This is a genomic window from Erwinia sp. S43, from assembly GCF_016624745.1.
Taxonomy (GTDB): Bacteria; Pseudomonadota; Gammaproteobacteria; order Enterobacterales; family Enterobacteriaceae; genus Erwinia; species Erwinia coffeiphila.
In genome coordinates, this window is sequence record NZ_JACVTX010000001.1 from 439,123 (window position 1) to 464,704 (window position 25,582).

Consider the following 25,582-nt stretch of genomic DNA (forward strand, 5'->3'; position numbering starts at 1 on the left):
AATTAAGCACCCTGTAATGTTTGCAACACACTTTTAAATTTGTCGATAAAGACTTTATTTTGTTCTTCCGTTCCGATCGTCACCCGCAGATGGTTCTGGTAGCCCCAGCCGCCGCACGGACGCACAATCACGCCTTGCTGCAGCAGCCGATTGGCAATATCACTCGCTGCAAAATCCGTAGAGAAAAAGACAAAGTTGGTGTCAGACTCGCTGCACGTACAGCCCGCCTCGCGCAGTTCCGCAATCATGCTTTCGCGGGAGGCGATAAGCCGGTTGCCATAGCTGATGCAGGTCGCCAGATCTTCCGTCAGCACGCTGACCGCACCGGCCAGACCGATACGGTTGGCGTTAAACGGCTCGCTAATGGTGTCGTAGGCGGTGATCACCTCGGGCCGGGCAATGCAGTAGCCAATTCGCCCGCCCGCCAGACCAAAATATTTCGACAGCGTGCCGACTTTAATAATTTTTTTACCTTCACTAATCAGGCGGGTTACATCAATCAGATGGTCCTGTTTGGCAAATTCAATATAGGCTTCATCTAATACCACCCATACGTGGTTCGGCAGTGCGTCAATAAAGGCGTAAAATTCATTGCGGTCAACGGTAGTGCCGGTGGGATTGTTTGGATTACAAACCCAAATCAGCTTTGTTTTTTCACTCACCGCGGCAGCCATTGCCTGCAGATCCAGGCGGAATTCGCCGTCCAGGGGGATCTGTTTTACCTCAGCCCCCATCCCTTTTGATATTTCGTTATACAGGCCGTAAGTTTCTTTCGGAACAATTACTTCATCGCCGTGGCTGATAAAAGTTTTAGCCAGCGTATCGAGTACGCCTCCGGCTCCGTGACCTAAACCAATATTTTCCGCAGCCAGATTATTTCTTTCTGCCAGAATAGATTTCAGGCGGATAAAGTTTTTCTCCGGATAGCTGTTAATTTTCAGCACTTCATCCATCATTCGTTTCGTGGAAAGATGAAAAGGTGCATAAGGGTTTTCATTGGACCCCAGTTTAATGGCGCTGGATAAACCATACTCTTCCATTACATCTTCCATACTTTTACCTGCGGCATAAGGCACGCAGTTGTACACTTCTTTTCTTACTTCCTTGATCATATTATCCCCTGAAAATTTTCTAATTATGATGCAAACATTCCGGCACGGAAGCCTTTGATCCATGCCTGACAGATTGATACGGCATCTTCTGGTTTAAATGCGTGTGAGTTGAGGCAGCTTTCCACCCATAAACCGTCGAGCATTGATGAAAATGAAATACTGGCCAGTCGGATATTACATTCCGTACTGTTGTCCTGCCGCCACAGGTCGCCAAGTAGCTGTGAAAGGAATTCAAGATAGCTGGCGTAGGTTAATGAGTGAGATTTATCAATTTCCGGGCTGTATCTCGTCATTCCCCAAAACACTATCCACGCATTAAGCAGATCGGGGTCAAGAATTGATGGATTAAAGCTCTCCCGAATAAACACCTCAATTCTTTTAGCGGGATCGGTAATTTCACCTTCACAGGTTTCTTTTAGGGAAATAAGAATTCCACCCGCCATTGACTCATAGGCTGCGGATATTAATTTTTCCAGACTGCCGAAATGATGATTAATCAAGCCGACGGAAACCTTCGCCTCATCAGCTATTTTCCTTACCGATAATCCTTTGTACCCTTCCTTTTTCAGGCAGGTTAAAGCGGCGGAAATAAGTTCCGATTGTCGTTGTATTACCGTCATCTGATGTGCCTGTTGATTTATTTAAACCCTGCGATTGATTATTAACTTACACAGCGTTGAACACTCGTTCAATCTCTTTTTTCGTAATGAAAAAGGCATAGAGACGATCGCACCATGGTGGGGAGCGATGTTTAGTTTTGGCATTAACAATAAGAAATAAAACGACGCAAATAGAACGAGTTAATGCAGCATTGAACCAATTTGGTGCACAGGCACCAAAATAAAGCGTCAGATATTTTTTTATCCGGCAGGCAAAAAATGAAGGGACAGAAGGTGGGGAGTGAGAGAAATTTCGATCTTTACTGACAAAACCGGGGGCGATGCTCCCCCTGATTTTGTCAGCCTGTGGCCGCGAGGCAGTTGTTTTGCCCTACTATGGCCGGTAACCATAACGCGATTTTGCCACCAGCATCAGCGTAGTCAGGACTGCGGGGATGGCCAGGAAGGAAAAGACATCGGTAATATTCCAACCCATCGACAACATCTGCGCACCGGCAAAAGCACTGATGATCGCCCCGACTCGCCCCACTCCGTGCATCCAGCTGGAACCGGTAGCGCGCGCTCGCGTTGGATAGTAGCTGGCGGACAGTGCATTCATTCCGGTATTCGCCCCGTTAAGGCAGAAGCCGCTACAAAAAGCGATACAGCTCAGCACCAGAACGTCTGCCGGCGCATAGCCGATACACACGGTAGCAATCGCACCGGTGAAATAGATTGCCGCCAGTGCCAGATTGGCGTTAAAGCGATCCATTACCCAGCCGGCAAATAGTGAACCAATCGTCCCCCCCGCCTGATACATCGCCGTGACCAGCGCGGCCTGGGTGACCGTCATACCAATGTCTTTGACCAGCGACGGCAGCCAGCTGCCGATCAGATAGACCAGGAACAGCCCCATAAAATAGCTGCCCCACAGCATTACGCTGCCAAACAGATACTGTCGGGACAGCACCAGACGCACGGCGCCTCCGGTTGTGGCTATTTCGCTAAGGGCAAAACGGCAACGATCGGTCGTCATTCCGGGGTGCATCTTTTCGACAATCCGGCGAATTTTCCAGGCTGGAGCATTGCGCGTCATCATAAAACGCACGGATTCAGGCAGCCAGCGGAGTAAGAACGGCACAATCATCAGCGGCAAAACGCCGCCCAGAATGAGTACCGAATGCCAGCCGTAGTGAGGGATCAGCCATGAGGCGGCAAAACCGCCGCTGGCGGCTCCAAAGGTAAAGCCGCAAAACACCACGGTGATCAGGAACGCGCGTTTGCGCTCGGGGGAATATTCCGCCACCAGCGTACCGACATTAGGCATCGCAGCTCCAAGGCCTAAACCGGTGAGAAAGCGGAACAGCATTAGCTGATCGAGGTTCTGTGAAAATGCGGTTGCCAGCGTCCACAGGCCAAAGAAAAACACGCTGCTGATAATCAGCACCCGTCTGCCAAACCGATCGGCCAGCGGCCCGGCAAACATTGCGCCCAGCGCCAGGCCAATCAGAGCTGCGCTGATGACCGCACCCAACTGATGATTGCTGACACCCCACGCCGTTTTCAACGCCGGAGCGATAAAGCCCATCAGCGCAATATCCATTCCGTCCATGGCGACGACGGCAAAACTCAGTGCAATAATGCACTTCTGGTAACGGCTTAATGCATTGCGGTTGATTAATGCATGAATATCGATGGCCGCGGTACTGTTCACTGCGTACTCCCTGGCTTGCCGATCGTCACCCCGCTCCAGCATGCTAAGCGGGTTTCTGCGGCCTCAGGGCCCTGCTGCGCGATCAAGCGGAAAAATAGCCCGTTATCATAACGGATTGTTATGAAGTTCTCCTGATTAATTGCATGTACTTTCAACCTCAGTAATGCATAAGCACACATTAAGGATGGGTGATTTAACGCCCTGAAAAGTAATAGTTACCGGGCTATACAGAGCAAATGTTAATTAAATTTTGCAATAAGGTTAACAAAAAACGCAACGCAAGCTTGCCAGTAATACCGCCAGATTACTAATCTGAGCTATGAATAAAAATTATCAATTTAATCAGCGCATTCGACTGCGCCACCTGCATACCTTTGTTGCCGTTGCGCAGCAGGGCACCCTCGGCCGCGCTGCGGAAACCCTGTCGCTAAGCCAGCCCGCGCTGTCAAAAACGCTAAATGAACTGGAAGAGCTGGCCGGAGCCAGACTGTTCGAACGGGGTCGGCTTGGTGCGCAGTTGACCATGATGGGCGAACAGTTTCTCACTCACGCGGTTAAAGTGCTTGATGCGCTCAATCATGCCGGACAGTCCTTTAATACGCCGTTACCGCAGGAGCCGGAAGTGCTGCGGGTTTGCGTGTTAACTACCGTGGCGCTCGGGATGCTGCCTTCTATTCTCGATCGCTTCCATCAGCAGCGGCCACAAACCATTGTACAGGTGGCAACGCTGCACAATAACGTACTGATAGCCGGGCTGAAAGCCGGGGAATTTGATGTGGGCATCGGCCGCATGGCCGACGCCGAACTGATGACCGGACTGACTTATGAACTGCTGTTCCTGGAATCACTGCGGCTGGTGGTTCGCCCCGATCATCCGCTGATGAGTGACAACGTCACGCTTTCCCGCGCAATGTCCTGGCCAGTGGTGATCTCACCTGAGGGAACTGCCCCGCGCAGGCTGGCGGAAACCATGCTGAAAGAACAGGGATGCAGCCTGCCGCCCACGCTGGTCGAAACGTCGGCCACGTCACTGGCTCGCCAGCTGGCGCTACGCTACAACTATGTCTGGTTTGTTCCTTCCGGCGCGATTAAGGAGGATCTGTTGCACAATTCCCTTGCCGCACTGCCCGTGGCATCACACGGACCGGGAGAGCCGGTCGGTATTCTTACCCGCTCCGGCGTTCCGCTCAGCCTGAGCGCAGAGATATTGCTGGCGACTATTCGAAAATCGCACTCTGGTTAGAACGTCAACGAGCGCGGCGGGCGTTTTGCTCTCGGTTTTCCAGCCGCGCCCGTTCGCTTTTACGCAGCGCAACGTAACATGCACCGCTACCGCCGTGGTGAGGCTGAGCGCTGCAAAAGGCCTGCACTTCATCAAACTGCTGTAACCAGCGCATCAGGTAGCTGCGAATAATGTTGGCATGAGACGTGTCGTGCCGCGCTTTGCCGTGGATTATCAGCAAATTACGGATATCATCTCGCAGTGCCTGGCGCATAAACAGGTACAGCATCTGGCGACTGTTTTCTGCCGATTGCTTGATGAGATTAAGATTGAGCTGCGGTGGATATTTGCCCTGTCGAAGTTTATCGAGTACCCCAGGCTGTATACCGTCAGCAATAAACTCCAGCGGCTGCGTGCCCGGCACAACTTCCAGCAATCCGGTGGTCAACGGATTATCCAACTGTTCTTCCCACTGCCGATCTCTGGGGGGTTTAGCGGATGGCGATTTCTGCCACATAATCGTGCTGCAGTCTTTCAGCGGTGTGACATCTTCCATCGCGTGGCGGAAGATATCGCTTTCATCAGGGTTAAAGGTCATCACTCACTCCTTTTACTGGCACCTGCGGCGCGACAATTCAGCGCATGACGTTTTAACGCCTAACGGGAAGTTTAGCAAGATAGAAAGCGGCAAGGCGAAAATTGCGCCAGCATCGCTTTTCGATGGGCGAAATAATTCCACGGTTAAGTGTAAATTATGATGGCAAAGAGCAGAACAATACTCTACAGCGCATGATTACAATGGCACAGATCAATGAAAAATCGCTAAATAAGCAGATTTAAGTTTGTTAATGGATTGTTTTTATCATATATTTCACCAGGATAGCTTTTAATAATGACGTCCTTAGTCTTTATGTGGCTAAAACTGCTCTGATGAGTTTCATTTTGTAAGTCAAAACGGTAAAATTGATATCAGTCAATAATCATAGAGCGTACATTATGATTCCAGAAAAGAGAATTATCAGTCGACGCATACAATCAGGTGGTTGTGCTATTCACTGCCAGGATTGCAGCATCAGTCAACTCTGCATCCCCTTCACGCTAAACGAACACGAACTTGACCAGCTTGATAATATTATTGAGCGCAAGAAACCAATTCAAAAAGGCCAGACGCTGTTCAAAGCCGGCGACGAACTCAAGTCGTTATATGCCATCCGCTCCGGCACCATTAAAAGCTATACCATCACCGAACAGGGTGACGAACAGATTACTGGTTTCCACCTGGCGGGCGATCTGGTTGGCTTTGACGCGATCAGCGGCAGTCAGCATCCCAGCTTTGCGCAGGCGCTGGAAACCGCGATGGTGTGTGAAATCCCCTTCGAGACCTTAGACGACCTGTCCGGTAAAATGCCGAGCCTGCGCCAGCAGATGATGCGGCTGATGAGCGGCGAGATCAAAGGTGACCAGGAGATGATCCTGTTACTGTCGAAGAAAAATGCCGAAGAACGCCTTGCCGCGTTTATCTACGGTCTTTCTCGTCGTTTCGGCCAGCGCGGCTTTTCTCAGCGCGAGTTCCGTCTGACCATGACGCGGGGCGATATCGGTAACTACCTGGGATTGACGGTAGAAACTATTAGCCGTTTGCTTGGCCGCTTTCAGAAAAATGGAATGCTGGCGGTGAAAGGCAAATATATCACTATTGAAAATCATGAAATCCTCTCCCAGCTTGCCGGCCAAAGCAGGGCAATCGCCTGACGATTTGCCGGGTCAATATTTGTTATTTTATTGATCCGGCAATATCTTTCCCCTTTTTCCTTTTGTCTGATTGGGCTATCTTTAACTTACACGCTCGGTGTATGGAGAACCCATTATGGCTAACTATCAAAACATCCTTGTGGCTATCGATCCGCAGCAGGACGACCAGCCTGCCCTGCGGCGCGCGGTGTATCTGAATCAGCGCCTTGGCGGTAAGATTACCTGTTTTCTTCCGATCTATGATTTCTCCTACGAGATGACCACTCTGCTGTCGCCTGACGAACGCTTAACGATGCGTAAAGGCGTGATCAGCCAGCGCACTGAGTGGATTCGCCAGCAGGCGCAGGCCTATCTGGCCGCCGGTGTGCAAATCGATATTAAAGTGGTATGGCACAACCGCCCCTTCGAAGCGATTATTCAGGAAGTACTGAACAACCAGCACGATCTGGTGATCAAAATGACCCATCAGCACGATCGCCTGCAGGCGGTGGTGTTTACCCCAACCGACTGGCACCTGCTGCGTAAATGCCCTTGCCCGGTCTGGATGGTGAAAGACCAGGCCTGGCCAGAGGGCGCGAAAGCGCTGGTCGCCGTCAACCTCGCCAGCGAAGAGCCGCATCACGATCCGTTGAACACCAAGCTGGTGCGGGAAACGCTGGACCTGGCCGAACGGGTAAACCATACCGAAGTACACCTGGTCGGTGCCTATCCGGTAACGCCAATCAATATCGCCATTGAACTGCCCGATTTTGACCCAAGCGTCTATAACGATGCAATTCGTGGGCAGCATCTGGTGGCAATGAAGGCGCTACGTCAGTCATTCAGCATTGACGAGAAATTTACCCATGTGGAAAAGGGTTTACCGGAAGAAGTCATCCCGGAACTGGCCGACCATCTTTCTGTGGGGGTCGTGGTCCTGGGCACTATTGGCCGCACCGGTCTTTCCGCTGCCTTCCTTGGCAACACCGCAGAGCAGGTCATCGACCACCTGCGCTGTGACCTGTTAGCCATCAAACCTGACGGTTTTACTTCACCGGTGGAACTGGACGACGACGAAGACGATTAATCTGACTACAGGCGCAGTCGTTGAGATACGCGCGGCTGCGCCTGGCCACTTGAAAATGATATTGTGTTAACCGTTTCATCGATCCCATGAAAGCCCGGTGCTCTCTGCTCTCTGCTCTCTGCTCTCTGCTCTCTGCTCTCTGCTCTCTGCCAGAATATATTTCGTCTGTTGAGAATGCTGTAAGACTAAATATCAGCTTTAATGTTAAATATTTGTTTAAATTCACCAAGAATAAGTCGGCGATAATTTATTCCCTGTCGCAATAACGTTAAAAAATAGCTTCATGATAAGAATTATCCTTTAACATTATAAATAAAAGCCGTTACACTCTGCCGGTCATTTTACTTTGCCAGAGATTGCCCTTTTGGTTCTATATCGTCTGTCACAGCGCCGAATGCCTGCACTTATCGCCATACTGGCGATTCTGCTGCTATTTATCGCGCCGGACATCTCGCAATCGCTGATGCATCGCCAGTCTTCAGACGGTATGACTGAAGCAATGCACGATATGTCCGCGATGCACGATGATATGAATATGCAAAGTATGACTGCTGACGATATATCGAGCAGCCACAGCAACCACAGCAACCACAGCAACCACAGCAACCACAGCAACCACAGCAACCACAGCAGCGTAAACGACTTAAACAACGCAACGCAACACGCCATGAATCCCCTTCAGTCCCACGCCATGAGTATGAATATGGGCATGGGCATGGGCATGGGCATGATGGATGAATTTGCCTGCGGCTATTGCCAGCTGTTGGTCCACGTGCCGATGCTGATGTGGCTATTTGTCCCGGTGCTGCTACTGATGCTGCTGGTGAGCCAGTCACCGCCGATACGTCCGCTGCCCACATATCACCTTACCGTTTATCCCGGCCCCTGCCAGCCGCGCGCTCCGCCTGTTTTTAATTCCTGAATGTTATTCAGCTCGATAATTTGCTTGCGGCAAATATATCGCTTGGAAAAAATAATAATGTGATTTTCACAGGACCTCGCACGCCCTGATTATTATTACCCTGAATCTTCTACTGCGTAATAAAAGCATTGGAGAACGGGAATGAAATAGTAATCAGACGTTAGCGTTGATGGTTAAAACAGGAATAATAAATGAATACATTTCCCCTGCGCAGCTCACTGCTGAGTGCGGCTATTTCCATCGCATGCCAAAGCCAGGCTGCCTCCGATCCTCATCATCCCATCGTGAACGAGGATGCAGTGATTACCGTAACGGCACCGCTGTCTAATCCGCTGAACGTGGTGACATCTCCCAAAACGCCACGCCAGCCGGTTCCTGCCAGCGACGGTTCCGACTATCTGAAAACCATTCCCGGTTTTGCTCAGGTACGCAACGGCGGCACCAACGGCGATCCGGTATTTCGCGGGATGTTTGGCTCACGCCTGCGTATCCTCACCGACGGCGGAGAAATGCCGGGGGCCTGCCCGGCGCGAATGGATGCACCAACGTCCTATATTTCACCGGAAAGCTTCGATTTACTCAGTATCACCAAGGGGCCGCAAACCGTACTCTGGGGACCGGGAAACTCCGCCGGAACCATCCGCTTTGAGCGCCAGCCGCCGCAGTTCAAAGAGACAGGGATCAAAGGCGATGCCAGCCTGCTGGCCGCATCAAACCATCGCTACGATCAGAATGCGGATCTCAGCCTCGGCAGTGAACAGGGCTATCTGCGCCTGCTGGGTAACAAATCGCGTTCGGATGACTACAAAGACGGTAACGGCGATCGCGTTGCTTCTCGTTGGGATAAATGGAATGCCGATATCGCGCTGGGCTGGACGCCTGATACCGATACGTTGCTGGAGTTGAGCGCCGGGCGCGGCAACGGCGAGGCCCGCTACGCCGGTCGCAGTATGGACGGTTCACAGTTTAAGCGTGAAAGCCTCGGCCTGCGCTTCGAGAAATCGAACATCGGCGAAGTGCTGGATAAAGTTGAGGCACAAATTTATTACAACTATGCCGACCATATTATGGATAATATCACCCTGCGCTCACCGACGGCCGGAATGGGCAGCATGGTTGACATGGCGATGGGCGGTATGGATATGAGCAGCGGCATGACGGGCAGGCTCGACCGCCGTACCGTTGGCGGGCGGGCGATGGCCACGCTGATGCTGGGCGATGTTAAACTAGAAAGCGGTCTGGATATGCAGACCAGCACCCACCGCCAGCGCAGTGGCGATGACTGGAGTAAAGATGCCCGCTTCCACGACGTCGGCATGTTCAGTGAGCTGAGCTGGTCGGCGAGCGAACAGGACAAAATCGTGGGTGGTGCACGACTGGATCGCACGTGGGTGGATAATTTCAGCGCCCGTGGTGAAGGCGAACGTAGCGATACGCTGCCGGCCGGATTTATGCGTTTGGAACATACGCTCAACGACGTGCCGTTGATGCTGTATGCTGGCGTCGGTTATACCGAGCGCTTCCCGGATTACTGGGAGTTATTTTCGCCCACCACCGGCGCAGATGGCCTTTCAGCGGCGTTTGATACGGTTAAACCCGAAAAAACCACCCAGCTGGACTTCGGCGCCATGTATTCCGGTGAACATCTTGATGGCTGGCTCTCCGCCTACGTTGGCCGGGTGAACGATTTTATTCTGTTTAATTACGATGCGGATAACAGCAGTTTGAGCCGGGCAAGCAACGTTGACGCCACGATTATGGGTGCAGAAGCTGGCTACCGTTACCAGCTGACCGAACACTGGTCGACGGATGCCAGCCTGGCGTGGGCGTGGGGCAAAAATCGCAGTGATAACACGGCTCTGCCGCAGATGCCGCCGCTGGATGCCCGGCTCGGGCTGGGTTGGGAAAATGGACCGTTCAGCACCAGCGCCCTGCTGCGGATGGTCAGCCATCAGGATCGCATCGCGCTGAATCAGGGAAATGTGGTCGGCAAAGATTTTGGCCGCAGTGCCGGGTTCAGCATCTTTTCCGCCAATGCGGCCTGGCAGTTTAATCCGCAGCTTAAGCTGAGCGCTGGCGTTGATAATATTTTCAATCAGGCGTATAGCGAACATCTGAATCTGGCGGGTAACAGCAGCTTTGGTTACTCGTCTAATACCCCGGTTAACGAGCCAGGTCGTACCTGGTGGGCAAAAGTTAACGTGAAGTTCTGAACAGCATACAGGAGTTTTTTATGGCGTTTTTACCACCGGGCAAAAAGAGAAGGAATTTTCTGACCGCCCAGGCCTGCGTTTTCATTGTCGTTGCCATTATCATGACCCGAGCGATCATCGGCGGAGCCATTCAGGAATACAACATGCCGTTTTCTACCTGGCCGGTAGAGCTGTATATTTCGGAATTCTTTATGATCACGATTTACAGCAGCGTCTTCACCCTGCTGTTTTCCATCCCGCTCTGGTACTTCTTTATCGGTACCCAGGACCCCGAGCAGAAACAATAGCTCATGCCGTACTGAGCACCTGCTTTGACTCATTGCGGGAATCCGCTCCTCTCTCCTGAGGTGCGGATTTAAAACGGACAATAAAAAAGGGGCGACCGGTTAAAGGTCGCCCCTGTTACTTTCCGCTATTCTCAGGCTTCAGGTCATGTCGCCCCAAAGCCTGAGTGGCTTACAGCGCTTTCAGAATGGCATCTACGGTCGCTTTCGCATCACCGAACAGCATCTGGGTGTTCTCTTTAAAGAACAGCGGGTTCTGCACGCCTGCGTAACCGGTATTCATTGAACGTTTGAATACCACCACGTTTTGCGCTTTCCACACTTCCAGCACCGGCATGCCGGCGATCGGGCTGCGCGGATCTTCCTGCGCGGCCGGGTTCACGGTGTCGTTAGCGCCGATAACCAGCACGGTATCGGTAGAAGCGAAGTCATCATTGATTTCGTCCATTTCCAGCACGATATCGTAAGGAACTTTCGCTTCGGCAAGCAGTACGTTCATGTGGCCAGGCAGACGACCGGCAACCGGGTGAATACCGAAACGTACGGAGATGCCGCGCGCGCGCAGTTTCTCGGCGATTTCAGCCACCGGATACTGAGCCTGCGCAACCGCCATACCGTAACCCGGGGTGATGATCACCGAGTTAGAGCTTTTCAGCAGTTCTGCGGTGCCCGCAGCATCGATCTCGCGGTATTCGCCCATCTCTTCGCTTTCACCGGTTGAGCTGCTGTCAGTACCGAAGCCGCCGGCGATCACGCTGATAAACGAACGGTTCATCGCCTTACACATAATGTAGGAGAGGATTGCACCGCTCGAACCCACCAGCGCACCGGTCACGATCAGCAGGTCGTTGCTGAGCATAAAGCCCGCTGCCGCTGCCGCCCAGCCCGAGTAGGAGTTCAGCATCGATACCACTACCGGCATATCGGCACCGCCGATAGATGCCACCAGATGCCAGCCGAACGCCAGGGCGATCAGCGTCATCACCAACAGCGCGAAGCCTTGAGCACCCACGCTTTCTGAACGCACAAACAGGATCAGCAGCAGGAAGGAAACCACCAGCGCCAGCAGGTTCAGCTTGTGGCGATGCGGCAGCATCAGCGGACGCGAGGAGATTTTCCCGCGCAGCTTACCAAACGCCACAATCGAACCGGTAAAGGTTACCGCACCGATAAAGATGCCGATAAAGACTTCGGTCAGATGGATGTTCTCCATCACCGGCAGCAGACCAGGCGCGTGGTCCAGATAGCTGTTAAAGCCAACCAGTACCGCCGCCAGGCCAACGAAACTGTGCAGCACCGCCACCAGCTCCGGCATTTCGGTCATCTCAACCTTCTTCGCCAGACGGATACCGATTGCCCCACCAATGACCATCGCAAGCAGCACCAAGGCAATATTGCCAGAATCCGGGCCGAAGATAGTCGCTACCAGCGCCAGCGCCATACCGCTGATGCCGAAGATATTCCCCTGTTTCGAGGTTTCATGTTTAGACAGCCCGGCAAGGCTGCAAATAAACAGGATCGCAGCAACAATATATGCTGCAGTCACTAATCCGCCAGACATGGACAAACCCCTCAGTTTTTACGGAACATTTTCAGCATGCGCTGGGTGACGGTGAAGCCACCAAAGATATTGATGCTGGCGATCAGCACCGCGATAAACGACAGGAAGCTGACCCAGCCGCCGTGACCAATTTGCAGTACCGCACCGATAACGATAATCCCGGAAATCGCATTGGTTACCGACATCAGCGGAGTATGCAACGCATGGCTGACGTTCCACACCACGTAGTAACCCACCACGCAGGAGAGCGCGAACACGGTAAAGTGCGAGAGGAACTCCGGCGGCGCAACGTTAGCCAGCCAGCCAAACAGGACGATAGCCAGCGCCAGCAGCAGATACTTACGCAGTGGAGAAGCCGGTTTTTTCACCTCTTCTTCAATTTTCACTTCAGCTTTAGCCGCTTTAGGCGCAGCGGAAACCTGAATCGGCGGTGCGGGCCAGGTCACTTCGCCATCGCGAATTACGGTCACGCCTCGCACCACGACATCGTCGAAGTCGATAGTAATCTCGCCGTTCTTCTCTTTGCACAGCAACTTCAGCAGGTTAACCAGGTTAGTACCGTAGAGCTGGGAAGACTGCGTCGGCAGACGGCTTGGCAGATCGGTGTAGCCGATAATCTTCACGCCGTTCGGGGTAACGGTGACTTTATCTGCCACGGTCAGTTCACAGTTGCCGCCGGTTTGCGCCGCCAGATCGACGATCACGCTGCCCGGTTTCATCGAAGCAACCATGTCAGCGGTAATCAGCTTCGGCGCAGGTTTGCCCGGGATCAGGGCGGTGGTGACGATAATGTCCACTTCCGCAGCCTGAGCCGCAAACAGTGCCATCTCTGCCTTAATAAAGGCTTCTGACATCACCTTCGCATAACCGTCGCCGCTGCCCGCTTCTTCCTCGAAGTCCAGCTCGAGGAATTCGGCGCCCATACTTTGCACCTGCTCTTTCACTTCCGGGCGGGTATCGAAGGCGCGAACGATTGCGCCCAGGCTGCGCCCGGCACCGATCGCTGCCAGACCGGCGACACCGGCACCGATCACCATCACTTTGGCAGGCTGTACTTTGCCCGCTGCGGTGATTTGTCCGGTAAAGAAGCGGCCAAACTCGTGAGCGGCTTCCACAATCGCACGGTAACCGGCGATGTTAGCCATCGAGCTGAGGGCATCCAGCGACTGAGCGCGGGAAATACGCGGCACCGCATCCATCGACATCACGGTGACTTTACGCGCTGCCAGTTTTTCCAGCAGCGCCGGGTTCTGTGCAGGCCAGATAAAGCTGACCAGCGTACTGCCTTCACGCGTCAGGGCGATCTCTTCATCGTTCGGCGCATTAACCTTCAGCACGATATCCGACTGCCAGACGTTAACCGTATCAGCGATCGTTGCACCGGCAGCAACATAGGCTGCATCGTCAAAGCTGGCGAGCTGGCCCGCACCGCTTTCTACGGTGACACTGAAGCCAAGTGATAACAGCTGTTCCACCGTTTTCGGTGTTGCTGCCACACGGGCTTCGTTTGCCAACCGTTCTTTGGTAATACCAATAAGCATATTCTTCCCTTTCATCAGAGAGTATGACGGTTTGTTGATACTGCTCCGGCCCATATGACCGAAACCATCTTGTTTCAAACTGTTTATAACCTACTGAAAATGTGTGTTCCGATCCAGCCACCACGAGCACTGCGGCGCACTTTACCTATAAAAATTCAAATCAGACCCGGTTCAACCCTATATTGGACCTGAATTTCGCGCTAAACCAACGATAATCTGCTACGAAAAAATTTAACATTCTCAGTGTATTCTTATCAAATACCATTAATTAACAATACATTAACGAGTAAAGTGGTAGCTATTACCTGCATAAGTGGTATGGACTGAAAAAATGACTCGATTCAGCAAGCTTTCCTGACTATTCCAAAAAACGGAATACCCACCCACATAAAACCATAAAAAATGGCTGAGACAGAGGCATTATTACATGCAATAATCGTGGACTAATCTGTTGAACATCAAGACTCCAGCACGTTTTCGTACTCATTTTGCGTAAGGCGAAGGATTATTTTTATGAAGCTGAAGAACACCATCCTGGCATCAGCCCTGTTGTCACTCACATCATTAACCGCAGTCCATGCGGCACAGGAACTGACGCCGGAGAAAGCCGCCGCGCTGAAACCGTTTGATCGGATCACCATCAATGGCCGTTTTAATGCCATTAACGAAGCCAGCAGCGCAGTATCTAAACGTGCTGATGCGATGGGTGCCGCCTCCTACTACATTCAGGGCATCAACGACACCAACGGCAACGGTGGCAACTGGAACGTGACTGCCGACCTGTATCACGCAGATGCACCGGAAGCAGTGAAGAATAAAGATCGCGTGATCAACGGCGTGCGCGAACTGACTAAATCGGAAGCCTACTCGCTGGAACCGTATGACACGGTCAGCGCCAGCGGTTTCTTCCGCAGCCAGCCGGACGTCAACGACGCCATCAGTCGTTCAGCGAAAGATAAAGGTGCGGCATCCTTCTTTATTATTCGCCAGATCGATACCAACAACGGCGGCAACCAGATGATCACCGCCTATATCTATAAAGCCGACGCACCAAAACGTGTGGTGCAGGAGTCGTCGAATCTGATCCCTGCGGATTCCGAAGCCGGTAAAGCCGCGCTGGCCGCCGGTGGTGCTGCAGCGAAAAACGTTGAGATCCCGGGTGTCGCGTCCTCCGATACACCAAGCAAAAATGTCGGTCGTTTCTTTGAAACGCAGACCACGTCCGGTCAGCGTTACACTGTCACCCTACCAAACGGTAAGAGCGTGCAGGAAGTGAACGCCATCACGGCAGCACAGATGCAGCCGTTTGACAGCGTAACCTTCACCGGCCACTTCAGCACCCCAACCGAAATTTCGGAAGAAGTCGGTAAGCGCGCGATTGCCAAAGGTGCGAAGTACTACCACGTGACTCGCCAGTGGTCTAATCAGAGCGGCGGTAACCTGACTGTCAGTGCTGACCTGTTCAGGTAATAAGCTAAAACAGTCTGCAACGCGGGCAGCCTTCGGGCTGCCCTTTTTATTGGTGAATAATCCGCTGTGATTTGTGCATAGTAAATCATTGCATCCCTCCTCCTCACTCCGTAAAATCGCCCTCCTTTTACAGGGCTATCGTTCGCACAATCGCACATTAACCCTGATTAAAATTCACACCAATCGATTTAACTGGCTTTTTATTCTGTTTCTGGAGTCATTTTTGGACAAAAAACTAGGGCTTACCGCTCTGACCGCGCTGGTACTCAGCTCTATGCTCGGTGCAGGCGTTTTCAGCCTGCCGCAAAATATGGCAGCGGTAGCCAGTCCGGCAGCATTGCTGATCGGCTGGGGTATTACCGGTGTGGGCATTTTGCTGCTGGCCACGGCAATGCTGCTGCTGACCCGAATAAAACCAGAACTGGATGGCGGGATCTTTACCTATGCGCAGGCGGGTTTCGGTGAGCTGATTGGCTTCTGCTCCGCCTGGGGTTACTGGCTGTGCGCGGTGATCGCCAACGTGTCGTACCTGGTTATCGTTTTTTCCGCGATGAGTTTCTTTACCGATTCGCCGGGCCACATTGTATTTGGCGATGGCAATACCTGGCAGGCAATGCTGGGTGCCTCCGTGCTGCTGTGGGGTGTCCATGCCCTGGTGCTGCGCGGCGTACAGACCGCTGCCGGGATTAATCTGGCCGCCACACTCGGCAAGCTGCTGCCGCTCGGGCTGTTTGTGGTGCTGGCGATTGCCGCTTTCAACTACGATCGCTTCCGCATCGATTTCAGTGGACTGTCGCTGGGTAAACCGGTGTGGCAGCAGGTTAAAGACACCATGCTGATCACCCTGTGGGTATTTATTGGCGTTGAGGGCGCGGTGGTGGTTTCTTCCCGCGCGCGCAACAAGCGGGATGTCGGCCGCGCGACGCTCCTGGCGGTGGTGGCTGCACTGTTCGTGTATCTGCTGGTGACGCTACTCTCGCTCGGCGTGGTGCCGCGCGCTGAACTGGCTGACATGCGCAACCCTTCGGTCGCGGGACTGATGACTTCGCTGATTGGCCCCTGGGGCAACCTGATTATCGTCAGCGGTCTGATAGTCTCCGTCTGCGGTGCCTACCTCAGTTGGACGATTATGGCAGCGGAAGTCCCGATGATTGCCGCCCAGCACGGGGCGTTCCCCCGTCTCCTCAGTCGGCAGAATGCACGGGGCGCACCTGCCGCGTCACTGTGGCTGACCAACGGCTGCGTCCAGCTGTGCCTGATCCTGATCTGGCTGACCGGGGCAGACTACAATACGCTGCTGACTATCGCTTCAGAGATGATTCTGGTGCCTTACTTCCTGGTAGGTGCCTATTTATTCAAGCTGGCGTATCGCAAGGGCCAACCCGCCGTGACGGCAGTTGCTATCGGCGCGAGCCTTTACGGTCTGTGGCTGCTCTTCGCTTCCGGGCCACTGCATTTGCTGCTGTCGGTGGTGCTTTACGCGCCGGGAATGCTGCTGTTTCTGTTTGCCCGCCGTAAGGGACAGGCTCTGACGGCGCTGAAGCCTGTCGAGAAGATGGCAATGGGAGTACTGGTCCTGGCCGCCCTTCCGGCAGCCTGGATGCTGATGCAGTAGCCGTCAGTGGGACAGCGGCGGGATGGCGATATGCAGTCGGTCGTCCTGCTGCTGGAGTTCCAGCGGACGGGCATACTCCTGACGCACGGTGGTCAGCTGAGATTCTGATAGCGGATAAGGCAGAAGAATTTCAAAGCGGGCAATTTGCTGCTGTTGCGCAAGAGTTATCAGGCGAACGATATTGATTTCATCACTGACCTGAGTAGAGATAATCTGCAGCGCGAGGTCTTTGAGGCATTCCGGTGCGGCGCGAGGGGCAGCTGCCGTTTTGCGGGTAATGATGCCAAAAAACGGGATAACGCCGTAAATCGCATCAACAAAACTCCAGCGTTTCTTACAGGAAGCGGAAAGGAAATCGATATAATTTATACAGACAGGGTCATTGTGCCCTACTGCAGCCAGCTTAGTTTCTGACACCCTTCCTCCTTTTCGTTACACGTCAAAACAGCCCTTACGCTTATAATGACATACTCGACCGACATTATACTACATTCATTAGATTAACAGATGTAAGGATTCTCCGAGGCGTTTTTCCGACGATTTAGCACAGGTTAATAGGCGTTGCCCCTGAGAAAGGATAAGCTAGTGCCATCTACGGCCCGATATACCGCATCATGAATAAAATAGTATTTGTTGAAGACGACAAAGATGTAGGCGAGCTGATTGCCGCCTATCTGGGAAGACACGATATTGAGGTCATTGTGGAAAGCCGTGGAGACAGGGCTGAAGCAACGATCGCTGCCACTAACCCGGACCTTGTCATGCTGGATATTATGCTACCCGGCAAGGACGGGATGACGCTTTGCCGCGATATCCGCAGCAGCGGTGACTGGTCTGGCCCGGTTGTGCTGCTGACCTCACTCGACAGCGACATGAACCATATTCTGTCGCTGGAGATGGGTGCGAATGATTATATTCTCAAAACCACGCCACCGGCGGTTCTGCTGGCGCGTCTGCGGCTGCATCTGCGCCAGGCCGGGAGCAAAACCCAGGGTGAAGAGATCGCTCCTGCGGTTTCCAGCCAGAAAGGCCTGCGCTTCGGCACGCTGAGCATCGATCCGGTTAACCGCCAGGTGACGCTTTCCGGTGAAATTATTGCTCTTTCCACCGCCGACTTCGATCTGCTGTGGGAGCTGGCAACCCATGCCGGAACAATTCTTAACCGCGATGCCCTGCTGAAAACCCTGCGCGGCGTCAGCTACGACGGCATGGATCGCAGCATTGACGTGGCGATTTCGCGCCTGCGTAAAAAACTGCTGGATAGCGCCACCGAACCGTACCGGATTAAAACCATCCGTAATAAAGGCTACCTGTTCGCTCCGCACGCCTGGGATGCCCAATGAGAAAGCTGTTTATTCAGTTTTATCTGCTGCTGTTTGTCTGCTTCCTGGTGATGGCGATGCTGGTCGGGCTGGTGTACAAATTCACCGCCGAACGCGCCGGTCGCCAGTCGATGGACGATTTAATGAAGAGTTCGCTGTATCTGATGCGCAGCGAACTGCGGGAGATCCCCCCGCGCGACTGGAACCGCACCATTAATAACCTCGACCTCAACCTTTCCTTTAAGCTGCACATCGAGCCGATGAGCAAATATCAGCTCGATCCGCCGACGCTGCGCCGCCTGCGCGCGGGGGAAATTGTCGCGCTTGACGACGAATACACTTTCCTGCAGCACATTCCGCGCAGCCACTATGTGCTGGCGGTCGGCCCGATCCCGTATCTGTTCTATTTGCACGAAATGCGCCTGCTGGATATCGCGCTGCTGGCCTTTATCGGTATATCTTTGGCGTTACCGGTGTTTATCTGGATGCGCCCGCACTGGCAAGACATGCTGAAGCTGGAGAATGCCGCACAGCGCTTCGGTCAGGGCCATCTTGACGAGCGTATCCATTTTGACAGTGCCTCCAGCCTGCTGCGGCTGGGGGTAGCCTTTAACCAGATGGCTGACAATATCAATACGTTGGTCGCCAGCAAGAAGCAGCTGATCGACGGCATCGCCCATGAACTGCGCACTCCGCTGGTGCGTTTGCGCTATCGTCTGGAAATGAGCGATAACCTCAGTGAGGCGGAATCTGCGGCACTCAACCGGGATATTGGCCAGCTGGAGGCGCTAATCGAAGAGCTGCTGACCTACGCGCGCCTCGATCGTCCGCGCGTGGAGCTGAATCTGCAATCACTCGATCTGGCACAGTGGTTGCACGAACGGCTGCAGGATATGCGCCTGGTCAATCCCGATACCGAAATCGCGCTGGATACTCCGCAGCGTGAAAATCACGGCGTGGCCGATACCCGTCTGATGGAACGCGTGCTGGACAATCTGGTGAATAACGCCCTGCGCTATGCCGACAAGCGGCTGCGCGTTGGACTGTGGTTTGACGGCGACATTGCCTGCCTGCAGGTGGAGGATGACGGCCCCGGCATTCCACAGGAAGAACGCGAACGGGTATTCGAACCCTTTGTGCGGCTCGATCCCAGCCGCGATCGCGCTACCGGCGGCTGCGGCCTGGGGCTGGCGATTGTTCACTCTGTGGCACAGGCGTTTGGCGGCTACGTCACCATCGACAGCAGCCCGCTCGGCGGCGCCAGCGTGCGCTTCTGCTGGCCAATTAATCACCCTTTGCGCGACGCCTGAGGCGTCTGAACTCTCCTCTTATTAAGGAATAGTATGTCATCTGCTTACGCGAATCTGACCCGAACCTTTCAGCGCCTTTCACGCTTTGGTCATCTTGCTGCAATTACCGGCTGGGATATGCAAACCATGATGCCCGCAGGCGGCAGCCGCGCGCGCGGTGAAGCACTGGCGGAGCTAAGCGTGCTGCGCCATGAAATCCTGACGGCAAAACAGGTGGGCGAATGGCTGGACCAGGCGAAGCAGGAAGATCTGGACGATGTGGCGCAGGCAAATCTGTACGAAATGCACCGCGCCTGGCAGCAGGCCTCTCTGCTGCCCGCCTCGCTGGTGGAAGCTAAATCCATCGCCGGTTCCCGCTGCGAACATGCATGGCGTCAGCAGCGCCCCGCCAACGACTGGCAGGGGTTCTCCGCCAATCTGAAAGAGGTGGTGAAACTCAGCCGCGAGGAAGCTGAAATTCGGGCGCAGGCCAACGGCTGTTCGCGCTATGACGCGCTGCTGGACGTCTTCGAGCCGGGCATGACCAGCGCGAAGCTGGATAGTACTTTCGGCGATCTTAAGCAGTGGCTGCCGGAACTGCTGCAAAAAATCGTCGACCAGCAGGCGAAAGAAACGGTGATCGCTCCTGTAGGGCCTTTCCCGCAGCAACAGCAGAAAGAGCTGGGGCTGGCGATAATGAAGCTGCTGGGCTTTGATTTTAACGCCGGTCGCCTGGACGTTAGCGCACATCCGTTCTGCGGCGGTGTACCGCAGGATGTCCGTATCACCACCCGCTACAAAAGCGATGAATTTATCAGCGCGATGATGGGCGTGATCCACGAGACCGGCCACGCGCGCTATGAGCAGAATCTGCCGCAGCAGTGGGCCGATCAGCCTGTGGCTCTGGCGCGCTCAACCGCTATTCATGAGTCACAGAGCCTGTTCTTTGAGAAGCAGCTGGGCCGCAGCCCGGAGTTCCTCAGCCTGATCCAGCCGCTGGCGGTACAGCTGCTGGGCGATCGCCCGGGCATGGAGACCACCAACTTTATTGCGCTAAACCAGCGGGTGAAACCGGGCCTGATCCGCGTGGATGCCGATGAGGTCAGCTATCCGGCTCACGTGATCCTGCGCTATGAGATTGAGCGCGCACTGATTGCCGGAGAGATTGAGGTCGACGATATCCCCACGCTGTGGCAGGAAAAAATGCAGCACTGGCTCGGTATTAATACTGCCGGGAACTATCGCGACGGCTGTATGCAGGATATCCACTGGACCGACGGTGCCTTCGGCTACTTCCCGACCTATACGCTGGGTGCAATGTACGCCGCGCAGCTGTTCCAGGCGCTCAAGCGTGCGATTCCTCAGGTTAATGAACTGATTGCCCAGGGCGATCTGCAGCCGGTGTTTAACTGGCTTCAGCAGAATATCTGGCAGCACGGCAGCCGTTTCTCCACCCGCCAGCTGGTAGAAAATGCCACCGGAGAGGACCTCAACCCGATCTGGTTCCGCCAGCATCTTGAAAGCCGTTATCTGAAGTAAACCCACCGTTGTTACAGGCCTTCAAGGGGAATGCGACTATCGCATTCCCCTTTGTACATTCGGTTACACGCCGATACCAATCACTCACTGAAGCGCCCGTCCCGTTCTCATATAGTTTACTCACCGGCCCCGCAGTGGGCTGACACATGAATAAACATTTGAGGGTTTTGCAATGAAAAAATTATTTGCTCTGGTTGTAGCCGCTGCAATGGGTCTGTCTTCAGTTGCTTTCGCTGCTGAGACCACAGCTGCCCCAGCTACCACCGCACCAGCTGCCGCTGCTGCCACCACCACAACTGCGGCGCCAGCTCCGGCTAAAGCAACCGCTAAACATCACAAAAAACACAAGAAAGCGACCGAGCAGAAAGCGCAGGCAGCTAAAAAGCATCACAAAGCCGCTAAGAAGCCAGTAGCGCAGAAAGCTCAGGCTGCTAAAAAGCACCACAAAGCTGCTAAGAAACCAGTAGCTCAGAAAGCGCAGGCTGCTAAAAAGCACCACAAAGCTGCTAAGAAGCCAGTAGCTCAGAAAGCTCAGGCTGCTAAAAAGCACCACAAAGCCGCTAAGAAACCAGTAGCTCAGAAAGCTCAGGCTGCTAAAAAACACCACAAAGCTGCCAAGAAAGCCGCTGCTCCTAAAGCGTAATTTTTGCAGACGGGCGGACAGCCGCCCGAAACAAGATCCTTAACTCAAACACCCGGATTATCCGGGTGTTTCTTTCCCGGAGTCTCGGATGATGGTGCGCCGCTATTTATTCGAAATTATTCTGGTTGTGATGATCCTTTGCGGTGTGATTGCCGCCAGCTTCTACATCTGAACCCTGTAGCGTGCTGATATTCCAAATTAATCTCCCTTTTTAAGCGCTATCCGTCTATAGTTACTGCATTAGCGTAATCACCTTTAATGCTTCTCCAGCCCGAGAGAAATATGCGCCTGACTGCTGTGTTATTAATGGGTTTCCTCTCCTTTTCGTTCTGTACTCACGCCGATGATGATGCCCAAAGTGAAGCCGACACCAAGACGCTGTTTTTTGGTAAAGATGACCGTCTGCCGGTCAGCAATACCGCCAGCCAGCCGTGGGAAGCGATCGGACAGCTTGAAACGGCCAGTGGCAATTTGTGTAGTGCTACGCTGATCTCTCCTCACCTTGCCCTGACCGCCGGCCACTGCCTGCTGGCACCGCCGGGTAAACTGGATAAAGCTATCGCGCTGCGTTTTGTCGCCGGCAATAACGGTAAATGGCGCTATGAAATTCACGATATTGAAGGCCGGGTGAATCCAACGCTGGGGAAAAAACTGAAGGCCGATGGCGATGGCTGGATTGTTCCGGCTTCTGCAGCGCCCTACGATTTCGGGCTGATTATTTTACGTAATCCTCCATCCGGTATTGTGCCGCTGCCGCTGTTTGCCGGTACACGCAGTGAAATGACCGCAGCGCTGAAGGCAACCGGTCGCAAAGTGACTCAGGCGGGTTATCCGGAAGATCACCTGGATACGCTTTATTCGCATAACGACTGCCTGATCACCGGCTGGGCGCAGAAAACGGTGCTGTCGCACCAGTGCGATACACTGCCGGGAGACAGCGGCTCCCCGCTGCTGCTGAAGGTTAACGGCGACTGGCAGCTGATTGCAGTACAAAGCTCTGCCCCTGCGCCGAAAGATCGCTATCTGGCCGATAACCGCGCTATTGCCGTAACGGCATTTCGCGATAGTCTGGAAGAGCTGGCTAAATAGGCGATGAAGCCTTGGACTTTTTGCAAGCCTCCGCATCGCCTGGACTGTTGAAATTTCAGCAGGACCGCAGGGAAAACGTACAGACCGTCAATTGGGGCCAGCGTTAAACTGGCCCCAATATCCGATTTCATTTGTGCCATCTCGGCCAGCCACAAGGCTCCATTCCCCGCCTGGAATCAGAAAAATGTCATCCCCTCATAGGGTTGGTCGCGGCAGGCCATTAAGCGGCTGTTCAAATCCCCGTCATGAATTTCCAGTTTATGCCCGTCGGGATCTAAAAAGTAGACGGACTTCCCTTCACTTTTGTTGATTTTCCACTCCGTCACGCCCGCCGTTCTTAAGCGAACAGCAAACTCATCAAAGTCATTGCTACGGATGCTGAACGCATAGTGAGTGTAATCCCCGCCGCACAACACGTTATCAGCAGAAAGGCACAGCCACAGCTCACCCAGTGAAAGGTAGGCACCGCGCGCCCACTTCGCCTTTGGGGTAAAACCGAGCGTATTGACATAAAAATCAAAGCTTTTTGTCACATCGCTAACGGCGATAGTGATGTGGTTAAGTCCGTTCAGCATGCGGAGAGTCTCTTTGGTAGGAAGGTAGCGGGATTAATTTAACATGGATGATGTTTTAATTGCCGTCAGGCTGCATTATAGGTTTTCAGTCAGTTTGGACAGAATTGAAGGTATGTGCATCTTTCATATGATGAAGATACTGCAACTCAGGTAGGGCAACGTCACGGGAAACCGATTGTATTAAAAATACAATCCCAGACCATGCACGAACAGGGCTTTAGATTCTTTCAGGCTGACAACGGCGTATGGTTAACGGCGTCAGTTCCTTATCGGTTTGTTTCTGAGTAATGGCTGACCTTACCCCTGTATCGCGGCCGTTACGGCCTGGATATCTGCCCGCGATCAGCCGGGTGGTGCTGCCGCGGCCCTGACTGCTCACCACGCTGGCCGTCAGCTGAATATCATGACCCGCGTTCAGCGACAGCAGGCCGCCGTCGTTCGTCACTCCGATCCCCGCCTGGCGGCCCAGCCAGCTCTCGCTGCCCCGCTGTTCGCTGCCGGTCAGGCTGAGAATATCATTCCCGGCCTGCAGGGTGAACTGGTCGCCGCCTTTCAGCTGCCCGCCCCGGTTGACGATATCTCCGGTCGCCACCAGCTGCGTGATGTTGCCGCTGATATCGCCGGTGTTCAGCAGGCTGCCCGCCGAAACAGCGGTCAGCTCGCGGCCATTAATACTGCCGCTGTTAATCACCTTGTCGGCGGTGTTGATACGCACGGTGTTACCCGCCAGCAGGGTGCCGTTGCCCTGCAGATCGCCGGGCTGCACGCGGGCATACAGCTTCGGCACGCTGACCACCTGCGTACTGCCATCCGGCAGAGTGACCGTCTGGTTCACCATCAGCACCATGTCAGCGGTCACCTGCGCCATCTGTTCCGCAGTGAGGTCCGCGCCTGGCGAGATGGTAAAGCGTTCGGTGAAGGATTTGCCGCTGCTGAGCAGCGCCCGGTACTGGCTTTCATCGTCGCTATTCAACCAGAATGGGCGATCATACTGAGGGTGATCTGACCGCAACAGGATTGATCACCAGAATACCGCTGGATGTGCGGGTGATGCCGGGCTATCTGATACTGACGGCACGCGAATCAGCACGTGAGCAGCGGCGGGTCAGGGCGATGATTGAGGTGATCAGCAGGCCGCAGAGCAAAACCAGTAACTGACTGAACGGCAGATAAAATAATCCCGGCTCGGTGGCCGGGTTTTTGTAACTTACATTACTTTTTTATCTTCATAATCTTGAAGATATTTTTCAAGAGGATATGCAGTTCCAAGTTCATGTATCTCACCGGTATCTTTATCAATTATAAACGGTGCGTTACCTGCAAGCTGAGCAGAAAAATCGCCTGTTTCAAGATACTCTCGCGATTGGAAACAAAAAAACCATCCTTCAGAAAAACGTCCTTGAAGTGTAATAACAACCGGAATATCTGTATTTTTTAGGTAATTGGCCGCTTTTTCTACAGCTTCATCAAAATTAATCATTAATTTGTCCTTAGTAACTGGAATGATTTAAATTGGCTGAGATCGGCAGATTTCCCCGTTTGCCCGTCAAGGAACCGAACTGTACCATTCTGATTTACAACATTAAATACATGTCCTGGCTGTCCTGGCCCATATGAACCAAAAACAATACCTCTTGAACCAGGTCCTGCATTTTTCATTTGCTGCGTAATAGTTTCTGATGAAGAAACATACCTAAACTTAGTACCATATTGCTTTTCCAAAACTGATAGGGGAACGCCGTTATTATGATTAATGGGTAAAGCTGATGCAGGATTCCCACTCAAAGTAGCATCTGTAGCAACCGAACAGTTTACACAATTATGTGTCCGGCCCGGTTCAGGATATCCGGGATTAACATTTTTTATAGATCCGGCCGTATCTCCACTTGTCCCTGCCCCCTTGAGCCCATAAATCGCACCACCAATCGCCGCCGTTGTATGAACACCAGCCATAGCAGTATAGAGGCCGTCCGCTTCTTCCTTACTCACTCCCCAGTTTTCAACAATCCGGTTTACATTCGCCTCGCGCTCCGCTTTCGCGTCTGCTGTAGCAT

Annotated in this window: 25 protein-coding genes and 1 pseudogene; 15 read left to right on the forward strand and 11 right to left on the reverse strand. The window is 53.4% G+C overall.

The window, feature by feature from the left end; all coding sequences use genetic code 11:
• Positions 1–2 precede the first annotated feature (2 nt).
• The 3 genes from hisC to IBT47_RS02150 form a co-directional block, all read right to left on the reverse strand.
• Complete coding sequence (gene hisC / locus IBT47_RS02140; protein WP_200558951.1) at positions 3–1,112, reverse strand: histidinol-phosphate transaminase; 1,110 nt, start codon at positions 1,110–1,112, stop codon at positions 3–5.
• A gap of 23 nt (positions 1,113–1,135) precedes the next feature.
• Complete coding sequence (locus tag IBT47_RS02145) at positions 1,136–1,732, reverse strand: TetR/AcrR family transcriptional regulator (protein WP_105594646.1); 597 nt, start codon at positions 1,730–1,732, stop codon at positions 1,136–1,138.
• 373 nt (positions 1,733–2,105) lie between these two features.
• Positions 2,106–3,425, reverse strand: coding sequence for an aromatic acid/H+ symport family MFS transporter (locus tag IBT47_RS02150; protein WP_105594735.1), 1,320 nt, complete (start codon positions 3,423–3,425; stop codon positions 2,106–2,108).
• A 319-nt stretch (positions 3,426–3,744) separates the two neighbouring features.
• Here IBT47_RS02150 and IBT47_RS02155 point away from each other — a divergent pair, with 319 nt between their 5' ends.
• Complete coding sequence (locus tag IBT47_RS02155) at positions 3,745–4,668, forward strand: LysR substrate-binding domain-containing protein (protein ID WP_200558952.1); 924 nt, start codon at positions 3,745–3,747, stop codon at positions 4,666–4,668.
• 4 nt (positions 4,669–4,672) lie between these two features.
• Here the strand turns inward: IBT47_RS02155 and smrA are convergent, their stop codons facing one another.
• Entirely contained in the window at positions 4,673–5,245 is a 573-nt protein-coding gene (gene smrA / locus IBT47_RS02160) for a DNA endonuclease SmrA (RefSeq protein ID WP_105594648.1), read from the reverse strand.
• Positions 5,246–5,643: 398 nt separating this feature from the next.
• Between smrA and IBT47_RS02165 the strand changes: the two genes are divergently transcribed.
• The 5 genes from IBT47_RS02165 (at position 5,644) to IBT47_RS02185 (ending at position 10,887) form a co-directional block, all read left to right on the forward strand.
• Positions 5,644–6,399: an FNR family transcription factor gene (locus IBT47_RS02165; protein ID WP_105594649.1), complete on the forward strand. Its 756-nt coding sequence runs from the start codon at positions 5,644–5,646 to the stop codon at positions 6,397–6,399.
• A 115-nt stretch (positions 6,400–6,514) separates the two neighbouring features.
• Complete coding sequence (uspE, locus tag IBT47_RS02170; protein ID WP_200546933.1) at positions 6,515–7,465, forward strand: universal stress protein UspE; 951 nt, start codon at positions 6,515–6,517, stop codon at positions 7,463–7,465.
• A gap of 394 nt (positions 7,466–7,859) precedes the next feature.
• Positions 7,860–8,387 carry a DUF2946 domain-containing protein gene (locus IBT47_RS02175; protein WP_200558953.1) on the forward strand — a complete coding sequence of 176 codons (528 nt, stop codon included), beginning with the start codon at positions 7,860–7,862 and terminating at the stop codon, positions 8,385–8,387.
• 191 nt (positions 8,388–8,578) lie between these two features.
• Positions 8,579–10,600, forward strand: a complete 2,022-nt coding sequence (locus IBT47_RS02180) for a TonB-dependent copper receptor (protein ID WP_200558954.1) — start codon at positions 8,579–8,581, stop codon at positions 10,598–10,600.
• A 20-nt stretch (positions 10,601–10,620) separates the two neighbouring features.
• Positions 10,621–10,887: a DUF2534 family protein gene (locus IBT47_RS02185; RefSeq protein WP_200546935.1), complete on the forward strand. Its 267-nt coding sequence runs from the start codon at positions 10,621–10,623 to the stop codon at positions 10,885–10,887.
• 169 nt (positions 10,888–11,056) lie between these two features.
• Here IBT47_RS02185 and pntB read toward each other — a convergent pair whose 3' ends face one another.
• Both pntB and pntA read right to left on the reverse strand, forming a co-directional pair.
• A complete protein-coding gene (gene pntB, locus IBT47_RS02190; protein WP_200558955.1) occupies positions 11,057–12,445 on the reverse strand; it encodes a Re/Si-specific NAD(P)(+) transhydrogenase subunit beta in 1,389 nt (462 codons plus the stop codon).
• 11 nt (positions 12,446–12,456) lie between these two features.
• Positions 12,457–13,986, reverse strand: coding sequence for a Re/Si-specific NAD(P)(+) transhydrogenase subunit alpha (pntA, locus tag IBT47_RS02195; RefSeq protein ID WP_200558956.1), 1,530 nt, complete (start codon positions 13,984–13,986; stop codon positions 12,457–12,459).
• Between the two features lie 513 nt (positions 13,987–14,499).
• Between pntA and ydgH the strand changes: the two genes are divergently transcribed.
• A complete protein-coding gene (gene ydgH, locus IBT47_RS02200; RefSeq protein WP_200558957.1) occupies positions 14,500–15,456 on the forward strand; it encodes a DUF1471 family protein YdgH in 957 nt (318 codons plus the stop codon).
• A gap of 223 nt (positions 15,457–15,679) precedes the next feature.
• Entirely contained in the window at positions 15,680–17,071 is a 1,392-nt protein-coding gene (locus IBT47_RS02205; RefSeq protein ID WP_200558958.1) for an amino acid permease, read from the forward strand.
• 3 nt (positions 17,072–17,074) lie between these two features.
• Here IBT47_RS02205 and IBT47_RS02210 read toward each other — a convergent pair whose 3' ends face one another.
• A complete protein-coding gene (locus IBT47_RS02210) occupies positions 17,075–17,488 on the reverse strand; it encodes a hypothetical protein (protein WP_105594657.1) in 414 nt (137 codons plus the stop codon).
• Between the two features lie 197 nt (positions 17,489–17,685).
• On the opposite strand from IBT47_RS02210, the gene rstA reads away from it, so the two are divergent.
• From rstA to IBT47_RS02235, 5 genes are all read left to right on the forward strand, one after another.
• Positions 17,686–18,414, forward strand: a complete 729-nt coding sequence (gene rstA, locus IBT47_RS02215; protein ID WP_105594658.1) for a two-component system response regulator RstA — start codon at positions 17,686–17,688, stop codon at positions 18,412–18,414.
• Positions 18,411–19,703 carry a two-component system sensor histidine kinase RstB gene (gene rstB / locus IBT47_RS02220; RefSeq protein WP_105594659.1) on the forward strand — a complete coding sequence of 431 codons (1,293 nt, stop codon included), beginning with the start codon at positions 18,411–18,413 and terminating at the stop codon, positions 19,701–19,703. The genes rstA and rstB overlap by 4 nt, the downstream gene beginning before the upstream one ends.
• A 33-nt stretch (positions 19,704–19,736) precedes the next feature.
• A complete protein-coding gene (locus tag IBT47_RS02225) occupies positions 19,737–21,221 on the forward strand; it encodes a carboxypeptidase M32 (RefSeq protein WP_200558959.1) in 1,485 nt (494 codons plus the stop codon).
• A 172-nt stretch (positions 21,222–21,393) separates the two neighbouring features.
• Entirely contained in the window at positions 21,394–21,864 is a 471-nt protein-coding gene (asr, locus tag IBT47_RS02230) for an acid resistance repetitive basic protein Asr (RefSeq protein WP_200558960.1), read from the forward strand.
• 282 nt (positions 21,865–22,146) lie between these two features.
• Positions 22,147–22,953, forward strand: a complete 807-nt coding sequence (locus tag IBT47_RS02235; protein ID WP_200543611.1) for a serine protease — start codon at positions 22,147–22,149, stop codon at positions 22,951–22,953.
• 176 nt (positions 22,954–23,129) lie between these two features.
• Here the strand turns inward: IBT47_RS02235 and fos are convergent, their stop codons facing one another.
• A complete protein-coding gene (gene fos / locus IBT47_RS02240; protein ID WP_200558961.1) occupies positions 23,130–23,528 on the reverse strand; it encodes a fosfomycin resistance glutathione transferase in 399 nt (132 codons plus the stop codon).
• A 108-nt stretch (positions 23,529–23,636) separates the two neighbouring features.
• On the opposite strand from fos, the pseudogene IBT47_RS02245 reads away from it, so the two are divergent.
• Positions 23,637–23,816: pseudogene (locus IBT47_RS02245) on the forward strand (RNA 2'-phosphotransferase); the annotation flags it as partial.
• On the opposite strand, the gene IBT47_RS02250 reads toward IBT47_RS02245, so the two are convergent.
• Positions 23,746–24,501: a hypothetical protein gene (locus IBT47_RS02250; protein ID WP_200558963.1), complete on the reverse strand. Its 756-nt coding sequence runs from the start codon at positions 24,499–24,501 to the stop codon at positions 23,746–23,748. The pseudogene IBT47_RS02245 and the gene IBT47_RS02250 sit on opposite strands and share 71 nt — an antisense overlap.
• Positions 24,502–24,545: 44 nt before the next feature.
• Between IBT47_RS02250 and IBT47_RS02255 the strand changes: the two genes are divergently transcribed.
• Positions 24,546–24,686 (forward strand): hypothetical protein, encoded by a 141-nt coding sequence (locus IBT47_RS02255; RefSeq protein WP_200558964.1) that lies wholly within the window; start codon positions 24,546–24,548, stop codon positions 24,684–24,686.
• A gap of 49 nt (positions 24,687–24,735) precedes the next feature.
• Here the strand turns inward: IBT47_RS02255 and IBT47_RS02260 are convergent, their stop codons facing one another.
• Positions 24,736–25,008: a YrhB domain-containing protein gene (locus tag IBT47_RS02260; RefSeq protein WP_200558965.1), complete on the reverse strand. Its 273-nt coding sequence runs from the start codon at positions 25,006–25,008 to the stop codon at positions 24,736–24,738.
• On the reverse strand, positions 25,008–25,582 hold a 575-nt coding region (locus IBT47_RS02265), incomplete at its 5' end, for a toxin glutamine deamidase domain-containing protein (RefSeq protein ID WP_255569873.1). The genes IBT47_RS02265 and IBT47_RS02260, both read right to left, overlap by 1 nt.

What these genes read in the sequence shown, in the direction of transcription:
- hisC (WP_200558951.1), bottom strand. Translation starts at nt 1,112, where the DNA reads ATGATCAAGGAAGTAAGAAAAGAAGTGTACAACTGCGTGCCTTATGCC.
- IBT47_RS02145 (WP_105594646.1), bottom strand. Translation starts at nt 1,732, where the DNA reads ATGACGGTAATACAACGACAATCGGAACTTATTTCCGCCGCTTTAACC.
- IBT47_RS02155 (WP_200558952.1), top strand. Translation starts at nt 3,745, where the DNA reads ATGAATAAAAATTATCAATTTAATCAGCGCATTCGACTGCGCCACCTG.
- smrA (WP_105594648.1), bottom strand. Translation starts at nt 5,245, where the DNA reads ATGACCTTTAACCCTGATGAAAGCGATATCTTCCGCCACGCGATGGAA.
- IBT47_RS02165 (WP_105594649.1), top strand. Translation starts at nt 5,644, where the DNA reads ATGATTCCAGAAAAGAGAATTATCAGTCGACGCATACAATCAGGTGGT.
- uspE (WP_200546933.1), top strand. Translation starts at nt 6,515, where the DNA reads ATGGCTAACTATCAAAACATCCTTGTGGCTATCGATCCGCAGCAGGAC.
- IBT47_RS02175 (WP_200558953.1), top strand. Translation starts at nt 7,860, where the DNA reads ATGCCTGCACTTATCGCCATACTGGCGATTCTGCTGCTATTTATCGCG.
- IBT47_RS02180 (WP_200558954.1), top strand. Translation starts at nt 8,579, where the DNA reads ATGAATACATTTCCCCTGCGCAGCTCACTGCTGAGTGCGGCTATTTCC.
- IBT47_RS02185 (WP_200546935.1), top strand. Translation starts at nt 10,621, where the DNA reads ATGGCGTTTTTACCACCGGGCAAAAAGAGAAGGAATTTTCTGACCGCC.
- pntB (WP_200558955.1), bottom strand. Translation starts at nt 12,445, where the DNA reads ATGTCTGGCGGATTAGTGACTGCAGCATATATTGTTGCTGCGATCCTG.
- pntA (WP_200558956.1), bottom strand. Translation starts at nt 13,986, where the DNA reads ATGCTTATTGGTATTACCAAAGAACGGTTGGCAAACGAAGCCCGTGTG.
- ydgH (WP_200558957.1), top strand. Translation starts at nt 14,500, where the DNA reads ATGAAGCTGAAGAACACCATCCTGGCATCAGCCCTGTTGTCACTCACA.
- rstA (WP_105594658.1), top strand. Translation starts at nt 17,686, where the DNA reads ATGAATAAAATAGTATTTGTTGAAGACGACAAAGATGTAGGCGAGCTG.
- rstB (WP_105594659.1), top strand. Translation starts at nt 18,411, where the DNA reads ATGAGAAAGCTGTTTATTCAGTTTTATCTGCTGCTGTTTGTCTGCTTC.
- IBT47_RS02225 (WP_200558959.1), top strand. Translation starts at nt 19,737, where the DNA reads ATGTCATCTGCTTACGCGAATCTGACCCGAACCTTTCAGCGCCTTTCA.
- asr (WP_200558960.1), top strand. Translation starts at nt 21,394, where the DNA reads ATGAAAAAATTATTTGCTCTGGTTGTAGCCGCTGCAATGGGTCTGTCT.
- IBT47_RS02235 (WP_200543611.1), top strand. Translation starts at nt 22,147, where the DNA reads ATGCGCCTGACTGCTGTGTTATTAATGGGTTTCCTCTCCTTTTCGTTC.
- fos (WP_200558961.1), bottom strand. Translation starts at nt 23,528, where the DNA reads ATGCTGAACGGACTTAACCACATCACTATCGCCGTTAGCGATGTGACA.
- IBT47_RS02260 (WP_200558965.1), bottom strand. Translation starts at nt 25,008, where the DNA reads ATGATTAATTTTGATGAAGCTGTAGAAAAAGCGGCCAATTACCTAAAA.